Genomic DNA, 14,947 nt, shown 5'->3' with positions numbered 1-14,947 from the left:
GGGATTCGGGATTGGCAAGAGCAACCCGCGGCGAGCGGGAAGGTGGAGGGGAGCGCTCTTGCGAATCCCCACTCCCCACTCCCCAATCCCGGCACCATCGGTGCCTACCTCCATCAACACGAATCCAAGCCGCTGCTGCGCTTCATCACCTGCGGCAGCGTGGACGATGGCAAGAGCACGCTGATCGGGCGGTTGCTGTACGACAGCAAGCGCCTGTTCGACGATCAGCTTGCCGCGCTGGAAAGCGACAGCCGACGGCATGGCACCCAGGGTGGGGGCATCGACTATGCACTGCTGATGGATGGGCTGGCGGCCGAACGCGAGCAGGGCATCACCATTGATGTGGCGTACCGCTATTTCGATACCGACCGACGGAAATTCATCGTGGCCGATTGCCCCGGGCACGCGCAGTACACGCGCAACATGGCCACCGGCGCGTCGACTGCCGATGTGGCGGTGGTGCTGGTGGATGCGCGCAAGGGCCTGCTGACGCAGACCCGCAGGCATAGCTACATCGTGTCGTTGCTGGGCATCCGGCATGTGGTGCTGGCGGTCAACAAGATGGACCTGGTGGACTACGACGCGCAGGTGTTCGCCGATATTGCGGAAGGCTACGCCGCGCTCGCCGCGCAGCTGGGCATCGACCAGGTGCAGTGCATTCCGCTGTCGGCGCTGGCGGGCGAAAATCTGTCCAGCGCTTCGACGCGGATGCCGTGGTACAGCGGCCCGTATCTGCTGCAGCACCTGGACACCGTGCAGTTGGAGCCGCCGGACGCCGCGAGCGGCCTGCGCCTGCCGGTGCAATGGGTCAACCGTCCCAACGCGCAGTTCCGTGGCTATGCGGGCACGATTGCGGCCGGCCAGGTGCAGGTGGGCGATGCAGTGGTGGTGGTGCCGTCCGGGCGCCGCACGCAGGTGGCGAGCGTGCGCGATGCCAACGGCGAGGTGAGCAGCGCACGCGCCGGGCAGGCGGTGACGCTGACCTTGCGCGATGAGATCGATATCAGCCGTGGCGACATCATCGCCGCCATCGACGACCCGCCGGAAGTGGCCGACCAGTTCGCCGCGCATCTGCTGTGGATGGACGATGCTGCGTTGCTGCCCGGCCGCCCGTACTGGCTCAAGATCGGCACCCGCACGGTGACCGTGAGCATCAGCGACATCAAGCACAAGGTCGATGTGAACACGCAGGAGCGGCTGGCCGCCAAACGGCTGGAGCTCAACGAAGTGGGTTACTGCAACCTGGCGCTGGACGAACCGATCGCGTTCTCGCCTTACGCGCGCAAACGCGTGCTCGGCGGGTTCATCCTGATCGACCGGCAGAGCAATGCCACCGTGGCCGCCGGCACGCTGGCATTCGCGTTGCGCCGCGCCGGCAACGTGCACTGGCAGCATCTGGACGTGGATCGCGGCGCACGTGCGCGCATCAAGGGCCAGGCGCCACGCGTGTTGTGGTTCACCGGCCTGTCGGGTGCCGGCAAGTCCACTGTCGCCAACCTGGTCGACAAGCGCCTGCACGCCCTGGGCTATCACACCTTCATCCTGGATGGCGACAACGTGCGCCACGGGCTCAACCGCGATCTGGGCTTCACCGATGAAGACCGCGTGGAAAACATCCGTCGTGTGGCGGAAGTGGCCCGCCTGATGGCCGATGCCGGCCTGATCGTGCTGGTGAGTTTCATTTCGCCGTTCCGCGCCGAGCGGCAACTGGCGCGCGAGCGCTTCGACCAGGGCGAGTTCGTCGAGGTCTTCGTGGACGTGCCGCTGGCGGTTGCCGAGGCGCGCGACGTGAAGGGGCTGTACCGCAAGGCGCGTGCCGGGCAGATTCCCAATTTCACCGGCATCGACTCGCCATACGAGGCACCCCAGACGCCGGAGATCCATCTTCACGCCGATGGTGAGAATGTAGAGGCGCTGGCGCACCATGTGCTCGAATATCTGGGGCTGGAACGCTAAGCGCGGCCAACACGGCAGGGCAGGCGGTCCTCAGGCAAGCGCGGTACGCGTGTGCAGCGGCGGTGTATGACCCCATACATGCCGTTGCTGCAGACCGGTTGCGCCCGTCTGGCGAATCCGCCGCCACGTCTTGGTCACGCTAACCAGCGCATCGTGCCAAGGACAGCAAGGGTCTTTGGTCATGGTGCAAAGCGCGCCCTTTCTGTCAATTGATGGCGGCTAGGTCGGTAAACTTTCGACGTACCCCGCCAGGATGTCCTGATGCTTGTTCTGCCCAGCGCGCGCGTTTGCGCCGCGCTCTTGTTGGCCGTTGTGCTGGTCGGTTGTAGCCGTCAGGCCAGCACGCCGGCCGCTGCCAAACCCATTCCGGTCTCTGTGCAGGCGGTGGCCACCCAGCCCTGGAACTCGACCGTACAGTCGATCGCCACCGTGCGCGCGCGCGAATCGGTGGCGCTCACCGCCGCGGTCAGCGATGTGGTGGAGCAGGTGTATTTCGACAGCGGCGACGAGGTCAAGGCCGGGCAATTGCTGCTGCGTCTGCGCGGCAATTCGCAGCAGGCCGCCTTGACCGCCGCACAGGCCACCTTCGAAGAAACCGACCAGTTGTACCGCCGCCAGTTGAGTCTGGTTGGCCAGCAACTGGTGGCCAAGTCCACCGTGGACACGCAACGCGCCCTACGCGATGCCGCGCAGGCGCGCGTGCAGCAGATGCGCGCGGAAATCACCGACCGCGAAGTGCGTGCGCCGTTTTCCGGCGTGCTGGGCATCCGCCAGATCAGCCCTGGCTCGCTGATCACCTCCAGCACGGTGATCGCCACGCTGGACGATGTGGCGCGCATGTACGTGGATTTCCAGGTGCCGGAATCGCAGTTCGGCCTGGTGCAACTCGGTAATGCGGTGAGCGGCAGCGCGGCGGCGTATCCGGGCGCACAGTTCCAGGGCGAGGTGGTGACCATCGATTCGCGGATCGACGAAACCACGCGCTCGGTGACGGTGCGTGCTGACTTTCCCAACGACGATCGCCGGCTGCGCCCGGGCATGTTGCTGGATGTGCGGCTGTTCCAGCCGGCGCGGCAGGCGATGGTGATCCCGGAAATTGCGGTGGTGCAGGTGGGGCGCGAATCATATGTGTTCCGGGTCAAGCCCGACGGCACCGTGGAGCGCGCCGATGTACGGCTGGGCGAGCGCCGCGATGGCAAGGTGGAAATTCTCGAAGGCGTCAGGGCCGGTGAGCGCATCGTGGTGGATGGCACCGGCAAGCTGCGCCCGGGCGTGAAGGTTGCCGATCAGGCGCCACCCGCAGCACCCCGCCCGCAGGCGGCCGCACAATGAAACTCTCCGACCTGTCGATCACCCGCCCGGTGATGGCGGTGGTGATGAGTTTGCTGCTGATCGTGCTGGGGGTGATGTCGTTCACCCGCCTCACGTTGCGCGAATTGCCGGCCATCGATCCGCCCATCGTGTCGGTGGATGTGGAATACACCGGCGCCTCGGCGGCAGTGGTGGAAAGCCGCATCACCCAGGTGCTGGAAGACGCGCTGGCCGGCATCGAGGGCATCTCCACCATCGAGGCGCGCAGCCGCAATGGCTCCTCCGATATCAGCATCGAATTCGTGCAGTCGCGCGATGTGGAGGCGGCTGCCAACGACGTGCGCGATGCGGTCAGCCGCGTGTCCGACCGCATGCCCGACCAGGCGCGTCCACCGGAGATTTCCAAGGTCGAAGCCGACGCCGACCCCATCCTTTGGCTCAACATGAGCTCCAGCACGATGGACACGCTGCAGCTGTCCGACTACGCCGAGCGCTATGTGGTCGATCGCTTCTCCAGCCTGGACGGCGTGGCGCAGGTGCGGATCGGCGGGCGCCAGCGCTATGCGATGCGCATCTGGCTGGACCGCGACCAGCTGGCCGCACGCGAACTCACCGTGGCCGATGTGGAAGCGGCGCTGCAGAACGAAAACGTGGAGTTGCCGGCCGGCAGCATCGAATCGGCGCAGCGCGATTTTACCTTGCGTGTGGAGCGCAGTTATCTCAAGCCCGAAGATTTCGCCAAGCTGCCGTTGAACAAGGGCGAGGGCGGTTACGTGGTACGGCTGGGCGATGTGGCCAGGGTGGAGCTGACCTCGGCCGAGCGGCGCGCCTATTTCCAGAGCAATGGCGTGCCCAACGTGGGGCTGGGCATCGTGCGCAACTCCACCGCCAATGCGCTGGACGTGGCGCGCGAAGCGCGCGCGCAAGCCGAAGAAGTGCAGAAGTCTCTACCGAAGGGCACCAACATCTTCGTCGCCTTCGATACCACCACCTTCATCGATGCGGCGGTGGAGCGCGTGTATCACACGCTGGTGGAAGCGGTGGTGCTGGTGCTGGTGGTGATCTGGGTGTTTCTGGGCAGCGCACGCGCTGCGCTGATTCCTGCGGTGACGGTGCCGGTGTGTCTGATTGCCGCGTTCATTGCGCTATACGCCTTCGATTTTTCGATCAACCTGCTCACCCTGCTGGCCTTGGTGTTGTGTATCGGCTTGGTGGTGGACGACGCCATCGTGGTGGTGGAAAACATCCAGCGCCGGATCGATCTGGGCGAACCGCCGCTGGTGGCCGCCAAGCGCGGCACCGGGCAGGTGGCGTTCGCGGTGATTGCGACCACGGCCGTGCTGGTGGCGGTGTTTCTGCCGGTCGGTTTTCTGGAAGGCAATACCGGGCGGCTGTTCCGCGAGTTGGCGGTGGCGCTGGCGGCGGCAGTGGCGATTTCGGCCTTCGTGGCGCTGACGCTGACGCCGATGATGTCGTCCAAGTTGTTGCGCGCGCATGGGCAGGCCAAGCCCAATCGCTTCCACCACTGGTTCGATGGGCGCATGCAGGCGGTGTCCGGTGCGTATGGGCGCTCGCTGGAGCGGCATGTGCACCGCACATGGATCTTTGCGCTGCTGATGCTGTTGGCGCTGGGCGCCAGCGCATGGCTGATGGGCCGCATTCCCTCCGAACTGGCGCCGGCCGAAGACCGCGGCAATTTCCAGATCATGATCGACGGACCGGAAGGTGCCGGCTTCGATTACACGGTGGGGCAGATGCATCAGGTGGAAGACATCCTGCGCCCCTTCGTGGGGCCGGACAAACCCATCGTGCGCGCCAACCCGCGCGTGCCCGGTGGCTTTGGCAGCAGCGAGGAAATGCACACCGGCCGGGTCAGCGTGTTCTTGCAGGATTGGGAAAAGCGCACCCGCCCCACCACCGAAGTGGCCGATGAGGTGCAGCAGAAACTCAACGTGCTCAGCGGCGTGCGTGCGCGCACGCAGGTGAGCGGCGGGCTGGTGCGTAGCCGCGGCCAGCCGTTTCAGCTGGTGCTGGGCGGGCCGGATTACGCGGAGATTGCGCAGTGGCGCGATCGCATTTTGCAGCGCATGGAAGCCAACCCCGGCCTGGTCGGCCCGGACTCGGATTACAAGGAAACCCGCCCGCAGATGCGCGTCAATATCGATCGCCTGCGCGCGGCCGATCTGGGCGTGCCGGTCGCTGCCATTGGCGGCGCGCTGGAAGCGCTGATGGGCTCGCGCCGCGTCACCACCTTCGTCGACAACGGCGAGGAATACGACGTGATGCTGCAGGCCGGGCGCGAAGGCCGCATGTCGCCGGAAGACCTCACCGCCATTCGCGTGCGGTCCAACCGCGGCGAACTGATCCCGCTCTCCAACCTGGTGACCTTGAGCGAAGTGGCCGAAGCCGGCACCTTGAACCGCTTCAATCGCCTGCGCGCGATCACGATCACCGCCGGCCTGGCACCGGGTTATCCGCTTGGCGATGCCATTGCCTGGGCGCAGCAGGCCGCGCAGGAAGAGCTTCCCGACTATGCGCAGGTGGACTGGAAAGGCGAATCGCGCGAGTACCAGCAATCGGGCAGTGCGGTGTTGCTGACCTTCGGCATGGCGCTGCTGGTGGTGTATCTGGTGCTGGCCGCCCAGTTCGAGAGCTTCGCGCACCCGTTGGTGATCATGCTGACGGTGCCATTGGCGGTGCTGGGCGCGCTGGTGGGGCTGTGGCTGACCGGCGGCACCCTCAACCTGTTCAGTCAGATCGGCATCGTGATGCTGGTGGGCCTGGCGGCCAAGAACGGCATCCTGATCGTGGAATTCGCCAACCAGTTGCGCGACGAAGGGCGCAGTGTGCATGCGGCCATCGTGGAATCGGCATCGGTGCGTTTGCGCCCGATCCTGATGACCTCGATTGCGACGGTAGTCGGCGCGATTCCGCTGGTGGTGGCCGGCGGGCCCGGTTCGGCCAGCCGCGCCACGATTGGCGTGGTGGTGATCTTCGGCGTCTCGCTGTCCACGTTGTTGTCGCTGTACGTGGTGCCGGCGTTCTATAGCCTGATCGCGCCGTACACCAAGTCGCCCGAAGCGGTGGCACGCCAGCTGGAAACCCTGGAAGCGCAGACGCCGTCGGTGGGTGGGCATGCGTGAATGAGGTCGGCGGCGCAACGGCTGCCGGCATTCGTCGATGCGGAGGATGGCGTCAGGTCATCGATGCGCCGGGCCGGCGTGTGCATTCGTCCATCTGAGCGGCCGGCGTCTGCGCTGCGCAATTCGTTGCATGCGGCAGCAATGCCGCGCGCTGCAATGCGTCTCGTACGGCTGTGCACGGTAGGCAGTCGCTGCGAATCCTCGTCACGCTACCCAGCTAGAACGGGTGCGCGTTGTGGCCCGTGTAGGTGCGGCGCGGATGCGAGCCGGTCGCCAACCAATGGCCCATGACAGGCATGGATGAATATGGTGCACTTCGGCGATTGCCATCCCCGGAGTTGTCGATGCGTCGTCTTGCCTGCCTGCTTGCCCCTTCTCTTCTCGCGTTGTGCTGCGGCAACGTGCTGGCACAGTCGTCCGCCGAGCCGGTTCCCAATGGTCGCCTGCCGACCTGGGCAGTGCCCGAGCGCTATAGCCTCGCGCTCAAGATCGACCCGGAGCAGACCCAATTCAGCGGCCGCACCACCATTCGCGTGCAGCTCAAGCAGGCATCCGACCATCTTTGGTTGCACGGCAAGGAATTGAAGGTCAGCAAGGTCACCGTCAAGCCCGGCAGGGGCAAGGCGCTGACTGCACGCTACGTGGAAGCCGATGCGCAGACCGGTGTGGCGCGGCTGGACTTCGGCCGCACGCTCTCGCCGCAGACGCTCACCGTGGACATGACCTACAGCGCGCCGCTCAACCAGCAGCTGCAGGGCCTGTACCAGGTGAAGTACCAGGGCAAGGCGTATGCGATGACGCAGATGGAGCCGATCAGTGCGCGCTACGCGTTCCCGGGCTTCGACGAGCCGGCGTTCAAGACGCCGTTCGACATCAGCCTAACCGTGCCCAGCGATGACCAGGCGCTGGCCAACACCATCGCGACCTCGACCAAGCCGGCCGGCAAGGGCTGGAAGACGGTGACCTTCGCCCCGACCGTGCCGCTGCCGACCTATCTGGTCGCCTACGCCGCCGGCCCGTGGGACGTGGTGGATGTGGCGCCGATGGCGGCCACCCCGCAGCGCCCCAACGCCACGCCGTTGCGCGGCATTGCCGCCAAGGGCCAGGGCCCGCGCATCACCCCGGCACTGGACCAGACCCCCGCCATCATCGCCGCGCTGGAGGACTACTACGCCTTCGGTTATCCGTTCGACAAGCTCGATCTGGTCGCCGCACCGGACTTCAGTGCCGGCGCAATGGAAAACCCGGGGTTTGTGACCTTCCGCGATTGGCTGCTGTTGCTGGACAAGGATTCGCCGGCCGAGAACGTGCAGCGCTCCTTCAACGTCAATGCGCACGAACTGGCGCATCAGTGGACCGGCGACACCGTGACCATGGCGTGGTGGGACGACCTGTGGCTCAACGAAGCCTTCGCCACCTGGATGCAGCAGAAGATCACCATGCAGCTGCATCCGGAATACCACGCCAATCTGGACCGTATCGGCGGTGCGCAGCATGCGATGGAGAACGACAGCCTGGTGAGCGCACGCAAGATCCGCCAGCCGATCACCGGCAATGGCGATATCGAAACCGCCTTCGATGGCATCACCTACCAGAAGGGCGCGGCGGTGCTGGCGATGTTCGAAGCCTTCGTCGGCGAAGACGTGTTCCGCGAGGGCATGCGCGCCTATATCGCCAAGCACAAGTTCGGCAACGCCACTGCCGACGACCTGGTCGATGCGATCGCAGAAGCGGCCGGCAAGGGCGACGATTTCAAGGCCGCGTTCCGCAGCTTCCTCAACCAGCCGGGCGTGCCGTATCTGCAGACCCAGGTGGCGCGCGAAGGCGGCAAGACCGTGGTCAAACTGCAGCAGCAGCGCTACCTGCCGCTGGGGTCCAGCGGGTCTGCCGCGCAGCAATGGGGCGTGCCGGTGTGCGTGAAGTACGGCAAGGGCAAGAACCAGGTCGGTACCGCCTGCCAGCTGCTTGAAGACGGCAGCGGCAGCATCGTGCTGGAAGGCGCCGGCAAGAACACCTGGGTGTTCCCGAATGCGCGCGGCGCCGGCTATTACCGCTTTTCGCTGCCCAAGAAGCAATTGGCGGCGCTGGGCAAGCAGGTCGGCCAGCTGGACGATAACGAACAGCTCGCCTACGCCGATGCGATCAATGCGGCGTACCGTCACGGCGATGCCGACAACGCGGCCGTGCTGGCAGCGCTCGCGCAGCTGGCGCCGTCGGCATCGGCAGATGTGTCCACCGCGTTACTGGACCGTTTCGGGTGGATCTGGCGTTACCAGGCCACCACCGAGGCGCAGCGCGGCGCATTGCGCAAGGCTGCCGAACAGGCGTATCTGCCGCGTCTGCGTGCGCTGGGTTACGCGCGGCGCAGCGGTGAGTCGATCGACGACACTGCGCTGCGCACGTCGCTGGCCAGTGTGTTCGCCTTGCGTCTGCAGAACGCTGAGGTACGCAAGGCCCTGCTGGCGCAAGGCGATGCGGTGCTGGCCGGCGGCAAGGGTGCGCTGGATTTCTCCGCCGCCAACCCGGACCTGCTGGGCACCGTACTGGCCGTGACTGCCCAGGAACGCGGCGCGCCGGCAGTGCAGGCGCTGATCGATGCACTGCGCACGCATGCCGACCCGGCCCAGCGCAACGGCATGATCGCCGCACTGGGTGCAGTGCAGGACCCGGCGCTGCTGAAGCAGGTGCGCGATTTTGCGCTGACCGATGCGATCAAGGTGGGCGAGATGAAGAGCCTGCTGATGCGCGGGCACAGCAAAGAGCGTTCGCATGATTCGATGTGGGCCTGGTTCACCGCCAACTTCGACCGCCTCGTGCAACGCAGTGGCTCGTTCGATGGCGGCGGGTTGCCGGCGCTGGGTGCATCCGGCGGCTGCAGCGTGGAGGAGGCCGATCGCCTGGATGCGTTCTTCAAGCCGCGCCTGGCCAAGCTCAGTGGCGCCGACCGTGGCCTGGCCCAGACCGGCGAGACCATCCGCCTGTGCGCTGCGTTGAAACAGGCGCAAACCGTCCAGCGCTGAGTTGCGGCGTGCGGCCAGCGTGCGCAGTATCGCGGGAGTGAATGCTGCGCATGCCATGACCACCGCAATGGACGAGTCGCTGATCGTGCACGGGGAAGGCTTCGTGCTGCGCCGCTGGCGTCAGGACGACCTGGATGCCTTGCTGCGGCATGCCAACGACCCGCTGGTGCCGCGCGGATTGAGCGAGCGATTCCCTCACCCATATACCCGTGCCGACGGCGAAGCGTTCCTAGCCGGTAGGGTTGTCGATTTGCAAGACCCGGTGCTGGCCATCGTGATCGATGGCCAGGCCTGCGGTACGATCGCCGTGCGCCCAGGGCAGGGCGATCGTCTTTACTCGGCCGAACTGGGGTATTGGATCGGTCGCACGTACTGGGGTCGCGGCTGGATGACACGCATCGTGGGCACGTATGTCGCCTGGGCGATGCAGACCCTGCCGCTGTATCGCGTGCAGGCCACCGTGCTCGATACCAATCCTGCATCGGCCACGGTGTTGCTGCGCAATGGCTTCGTCGAAGAAGGCGTCAGCCGCTGTGCGCTGCTCAAGCCGGATGGGCTGCACGATCTGCGCGTGTTCGCGCGGGTGAATCCACCCGCTGCGGTTTGCGTGCCCGGATGCGCATCCGCCCCTGCGTGACTGCACGCCCATGATTGCGAGCTGCGGAACGTGAAATAGCGGCCGCAGGAGTCTCGTAGAGCCTGCGCGCAGTCGGTCACTTCAACGTCGCCCCGGCAGGGCGGCACGACGTTCGACATGCTTCGGCCCGGCCGCCGTAGACGGACCATCGCGCCAGTGGCTTACCATCGTCGTCACTGCTTGTGCGGCAGCGGCCCTGCGGGTGCTGCAACACGATCGACACGCATACGGCGAAACGGCCGGAAACAGCCGTTTGGCACTGCAAGCAACACGAACTTCTGGATCCGACAATGACACAGCATGATGGACGCGGCGGACGGCCGCCACGCGATGGCGGCTCCGGCCCCTCGCACAATCCGTGGGGCCGCGCTGCGCCGCGCACCCCGGCGCCGCGCAGCGCCGCACCCCGTGCTCCAGCGCAGCACGCTCCGGCCGCCACGCCACCTGCCGCTGCAGCGAGCGGCAACGCGCGTGAGGTGCGGCTGTACGGCATCAATGCCGTCCAGGCCGTGTTCAAGACGCGCCCGGAGGCGCTGCGCAAGCTGTACCTGAGCGAGGCGCGCATTCCGCAATTCAAGGCGCTGCTGGCCTGGTGCGTGACCCGGCGCATCGGTTATCGCGTGGTGGACGAGGCCGATCTGAGCAAGCTCGCTGCCAGTGCGCACCATGAGGGAGTGGTGGCCGAGGTGCTGCGCGTCACCCCGCAACCTTTGCAGGAATGGCTGGCCGCGTTGCCGCAGGGCCCGGTGCTGGCGCTGTGGCTGGACGGGGTGGGCAACCCGCATAATTTCGGGGCGATCTTGCGCTCGTCGGCGCACTTCGGTGTGGCCGGTCTGTTGCTGCCGGCTGGCTCCACGCTGGGCCTGTCGGGCGCGGCCGCACGCGTGGCCGAAGGCGGCGCCGAAGCGGTACCGCTGGTGCAATTGCCCGACACTGCAACGGCGTTGGCGCAGCTGCGTCAGGCCGGTTTTGCGATTGCTGCCACACTGGTCGACGGTGGCCAGGATGTCTTCGCCGCCGCGTTGCCGCAGCGCCTGGTGTACGTGATGGGCGCAGAAAGCGAAGGGATGGACCGGGCATTTGCGCGCGATTGCGATCTGCAGTTGTCGATCCGCGGCAGCGGCAAGGTGGAAAGTCTCAACGTTGCCTCGGCCACCGCGGTCTTCCAGGCCGCCTGGCACGCGCGCATGCTCACCGGAGAACACTGATGGTGCGTTTTTCTGCGTTGTTGCTTGCGACCGGTTGCTTCTTCGGTGCAAGCGCGTCTGCCACCACGCCGGCGGCACCACCCGAGGTGCGTACCGATCATGGTGCGGTGCGTGGCCAATGGCAGGACGATGGCAGCGCGGTCTTCCGCGCGATCCCCTTCGCTGCGCCGCCATTGGGTGCGCTGCGCTGGCGCCCGCCGCAACCGATCGCCGCATGGACGCAGGTGCGCGAGGCCACTGTGGCCGCCACGCCGTGCGTGCAGCCGGCGCTTGGGTGGAATAACGCCATGGCCAGGCGCGGCACCGAAGATTGCCTCTATGTCGAAGTGCAGACACCGCAGCTGCATCCGGCCAAGCCGCTGCCGGTGTTCGTGTGGATCCACGGTGGCGCGAACGTGGCGGGCGGCGCCGACGGACATCTGCCCACCAACCTGGTGGCGCAGGGCATGCTGGTGGTGACGCTGCAATACCGGCTGGGCGCGTTGGGGTTCCTGTCGTTGCCGGAGCTGGCCGATGGCGACAACGAAGCTGCCGGCAATTACGCCTTGCTCGATCAGATCGCGGCGCTGCAATGGGTACGCGACAACATCGCGCAGTTCGGCGGCGACCCCGCGCGGGTGACCATCGCCGGGCAGTCGGCCGGCGGCCAGGACGTGGGCTTGCTGATGCTTAGCCCGCTCGCACGCGGCCTGTTCTCGGCAGCCATCGAACAGAGCGGCACCGCCGGCTTCGGCCTGCCGGCGCGCAGCCTGGAAGACAATCGCGCGCTGGGCGCGAGCATTGCCAAACGCGCCGGCATCGACGATCCGGCAACGCGTCTGGCGCAACTGCGCGCGTTGCCGGTCAACCAACTGCTCAAGGCCGCGTAGGGCGTGGATGTGCCGGCCTTGGATGACGACGGCTATATCTGGCTGCAGGCGGTGGTCGACGGGCGCGTGCTGCCGCATGCGCCAGCGCAGATGCTCGCTGCTGGCGCGCAGGCAAAGGTGCCACTGTTGATCGGTTACGTGGTGCAGGAACTGCGCTATGGCGGCGAGGACGGCGCCGAGAGGCGGGTGCGCCGCGACTATCCCGACCACGCCGGCGCCATCCTGCAAACGCATCGCGCCGCTATCGCGCAGCGCGCCGAACGGCAAGGCAATGCGTCCATGCAGTTGTCCACCGATCTCACCTTCCGCTGCCCGGCGGTGACCGTGGCGCAGCGCCAGGCTGCGCTGGGCGTGCCGGTATGGCATTACGTGTTCGATACCGCCGTTCCCGGTGGGCAGGTGACGCATAGCGCAGAGTTGCCGTTCCTGTTCAAGAACCTGTCGATCGGCCAGCCGCCGGTGTCCCTGCAGCGCTATTGGGCCGCGTTCGTGCAGCAGGGTAATCCGAATGCCGAGGGCCTGCCGGCCTGGCCGGCATTCACGCCGGCGCATGCAGGGCTGCAGTTCGATGCGCGTGGCGTGCAACCCATCAAGGAGGCGCGTCCGGCGGTGTGTGCGGCAGTGGATTTGCCATAACGTAATCGCAGCTGCAAAACGTGCGCACCGCCGCGGTGCGCACGTTTGACGCCGAATCGAACCGCAAGCACACCCGCGCTCACGCCAAAGCGCTTGCGCAACGTACGCCTGGTCACGTCACCTCGGCTTATCGGCTTTTACTTCTTTTGCAGCCTGATGGCCGCGCCGCCATTTGCCGCCAGGTTCAGCTGCAAGGTGTCGTTGCGGGTGAGTGTGCGGGTCTCGATGCGCACGTCCGTCGGCGCCTGGCCATCGGCGTAGATGGTGGCTGTCCAGTTGCCCTTGCCCAGGAACGACAACGGCAATTGCATCGTGCGCGCCTGCTCGTTAGTCATCGCACCCACATACCAATCCTTGCCACGCCGCCGCGCCAGCGCGATGTGCTCGCCGATGGCGCCATCCAGCGCACGCGTCTGGTCCCAGCTTGCAGGCACATCACGCAAGAACTGCGCGGCAGGCACGTTTTCGTATTGCTCGGGACTGTCGGCAACTACCGCAAACGGACTCTCATAGACCACGTACATCGCCAATTGCTGCGCGCGTGTGGTCATCACCTGGGGACCGAAGTGCTGTGGCTTGAAGTCGGCCGGGCGGACATTGCGGAAGCCGCCAGGGGTGTAATCCATCGGCCCAAGCAACATGCGCGTAAATGGCAAGGTGAGGTTGTGGGTCGCGGTGATGCGTGCGCTCCACTTGTTGTACTCGGCGCCGAGCACGCCCTCTTGGGTGAGATAGTTCGGATAAGTGCGGGTCAGCCCGGTCGGGTGATACGCACCGTGCAGATCCACCAACAACTTGTGCTCGGCAGCCTTGCGCAGCAGGCGGTGATAGAAGTCCACCATCTGCTGATCGTCGCGGTCCATGAAATCGACCTTGATGCCCTTGATGCCCAGTTGCTGATACCAGGTGAGCGCTTCGTCCATGTGCGCATCGAGCGCGCGCCAGTGCGCCCAGAGCCATAGCCCTACGTCGCGCTCGCGTGCGTAGTTCACCAGGCCGGGCAGATCGAGTTGCGCGACGGGCCGGCGAATATCCGCATCGGCGTTGTACTGACCATCGCCGGTACTGCCGTAGTACCAGCCGTCGTCGATCAGCATGTATTGCAGTTTCAACTGCTGCGCGTGATCGATATAGCGCTGGATGGTGGCGGTATTCATACCCGGGTTGGCTACCCCGCTGGCCAAGCTGCCCGACCACCAATCCCACGCCGATTTACCCGCGCGCACCCAACTCGCATCGAAGGCGGGCGGCGGATTCAGCGCGGAAATCAGGTTGGATTCGATCAGGCTTGCGGGGTTGTCGGCCAGCATGATCACCCGCCATGGCGTGGCGAAATCGCGGCCCTTGGCATCGATGCTGACCGCTAATGTGGGGTCGTCCAGGCGCGGCGACAGTTTTGCCGATACGCCCAGACCGCCTTCGGAACGACCGGTGAGATACAACCCGGCGTAATCGCGCAGGTTCGCTTCTCCGATCGCAAGCGTGGTGCCGTTGGCATCGGTCTGGCACACCAGCGGTAACTCGATCAAATTATGCGCGCGCAATTTGGATGCGGCGATTGCATCGTATTCGCCCTCGTGGCTGGTTCCGAAACGGCCCAGATTCAAGTTCCAGCAGCGGTAATCGTGCGGGAACGCGAAACTGGTGAGTTCGTCGCGAATGTGCACCTGGCCTGCATCCGGCAGGACGTAACGCAGCGCAACGCCGTCGTCGTACGCACGCAGTTCGATGCTGAGCTTGCGATGTTGCGTATCGGCCAGTTGCACGCGCAGTTCTCGATAGTGGTCGCGCGCCTGTCGCGTCTTTCCGACCGTCAAGGTGAAGCGGCTGTCGTGCAGTTCGGTCGTGCTGCTGTGTAGCGTCATGTCACGGCCGAGCTTGTTGCCTCGGCCCAGATCCAGCCCGAGCGGCGCATCGTCGAGCACCAATGTGTTGCGATACAGCACGCGATAGCTGGGCACGCCACCGGCACGTAGCGTGAATTCCACTTGCGTGCGTGCATCAGGCGATTGCACGCGCAAGCTCTGTGCTGCAGCGGGTGCAGCGATCAAACACAACAACGCACATGCCGCGGGGACTGCGGACTGGATCAGGTTTCGCATGATTCCCTCCTCCTGGGATTGCCAACCCTAGCGCAGAAAGGTTGTTGTCGATATCCAGCTGGGGT

At 65.7% G+C, this 14,947-nt stretch carries 7 protein-coding genes and 1 pseudogene; 7 read left to right on the top strand and 1 reads right to left on the bottom strand.

Translation table 11 applies throughout. The features are described from left to right. Positions 1-42 precede the first annotated feature (42 nt). From cysN to J7360_RS01485, 7 genes and pseudogenes are all read left to right on the top strand, one after another. Positions 43-1,956, top strand: coding sequence for a sulfate adenylyltransferase subunit CysN (cysN, locus tag J7360_RS01515; RefSeq protein ID WP_209033115.1), 1,914 nt, complete (start codon positions 43-45; stop codon positions 1,954-1,956). A 261-nt stretch (positions 1,957-2,217) separates the two neighbouring features. Beyond that, positions 2,218-3,288, top strand: a complete 1,071-nt coding sequence (locus J7360_RS01510; RefSeq protein WP_007964558.1) for an efflux RND transporter periplasmic adaptor subunit — start codon at positions 2,218-2,220, stop codon at positions 3,286-3,288. Further along, positions 3,285-6,410: an efflux RND transporter permease subunit gene (locus tag J7360_RS01505; RefSeq protein WP_209033113.1), complete on the top strand. Its 3,126-nt coding sequence runs from the start codon at positions 3,285-3,287 to the stop codon at positions 6,408-6,410. Before J7360_RS01510 ends, J7360_RS01505 begins: the two co-directional genes overlap by 4 nt. 344 nt (positions 6,411-6,754) lie before the next feature. Beyond that, the gene (locus J7360_RS01500) at positions 6,755-9,430 is read left to right on the top strand and encodes a M1 family metallopeptidase (protein WP_209033111.1); all 2,676 of its coding nucleotides are present in this window, start codon (positions 6,755-6,757) and stop codon (positions 9,428-9,430) included. Positions 9,431-9,497: 67 nt separating this feature from the next. Beyond that, positions 9,498-10,067 (top strand): GNAT family N-acetyltransferase, encoded by a 570-nt coding sequence (locus J7360_RS01495; protein WP_209033127.1) that lies wholly within the window; start codon positions 9,498-9,500, stop codon positions 10,065-10,067. Positions 10,068-10,357: 290 nt separating this feature from the next. Beyond that, positions 10,358-11,275 (top strand): TrmH family RNA methyltransferase, encoded by a 918-nt coding sequence (locus J7360_RS01490; protein ID WP_057661153.1) that lies wholly within the window; start codon positions 10,358-10,360, stop codon positions 11,273-11,275. Continuing rightward, a pseudogene (locus J7360_RS01485) lies at positions 11,275-12,780 on the top strand (carboxylesterase family protein). Before J7360_RS01490 ends, J7360_RS01485 begins: the two are co-directional and overlap by 1 nt. A 137-nt stretch (positions 12,781-12,917) precedes the next feature. On the opposite strand, the gene J7360_RS01480 reads toward J7360_RS01485, so the two are convergent. Beyond that, a complete protein-coding gene (locus J7360_RS01480) occupies positions 12,918-14,882 on the bottom strand; it encodes a glycoside hydrolase family 97 protein (protein WP_007974028.1) in 1,965 nt (654 codons plus the stop codon). Positions 14,883-14,947: the final 65 nt, after the last annotated feature.

The organism is Xanthomonas sp. D-99 (assembly GCF_017746145.1).
GTDB classification, from domain to species: Bacteria; Pseudomonadota; Gammaproteobacteria; order Xanthomonadales; family Xanthomonadaceae; genus Xanthomonas; species Xanthomonas cissicola.
This window is presented reverse-complemented; position numbering and strand designations above follow the sequence as displayed.

What these genes read in the sequence shown, in the direction of transcription:
- J7360_RS01510 (WP_007964558.1), top strand. Translation starts at nt 2,218, where the DNA reads ATGCTTGTTCTGCCCAGCGCGCGCGTTTGCGCCGCGCTCTTGTTGGCC.
- J7360_RS01505 (WP_209033113.1), top strand. Translation starts at nt 3,285, where the DNA reads ATGAAACTCTCCGACCTGTCGATCACCCGCCCGGTGATGGCGGTGGTG.
- J7360_RS01500 (WP_209033111.1), top strand. Translation starts at nt 6,755, where the DNA reads ATGCGTCGTCTTGCCTGCCTGCTTGCCCCTTCTCTTCTCGCGTTGTGC.
- J7360_RS01495 (WP_209033127.1), top strand. Translation starts at nt 9,498, where the DNA reads ATGGACGAGTCGCTGATCGTGCACGGGGAAGGCTTCGTGCTGCGCCGC.
- J7360_RS01490 (WP_057661153.1), top strand. Translation starts at nt 10,358, where the DNA reads ATGACACAGCATGATGGACGCGGCGGACGGCCGCCACGCGATGGCGGC.
- J7360_RS01480 (WP_007974028.1), bottom strand. Translation starts at nt 14,882, where the DNA reads ATGCGAAACCTGATCCAGTCCGCAGTCCCCGCGGCATGTGCGTTGTTG.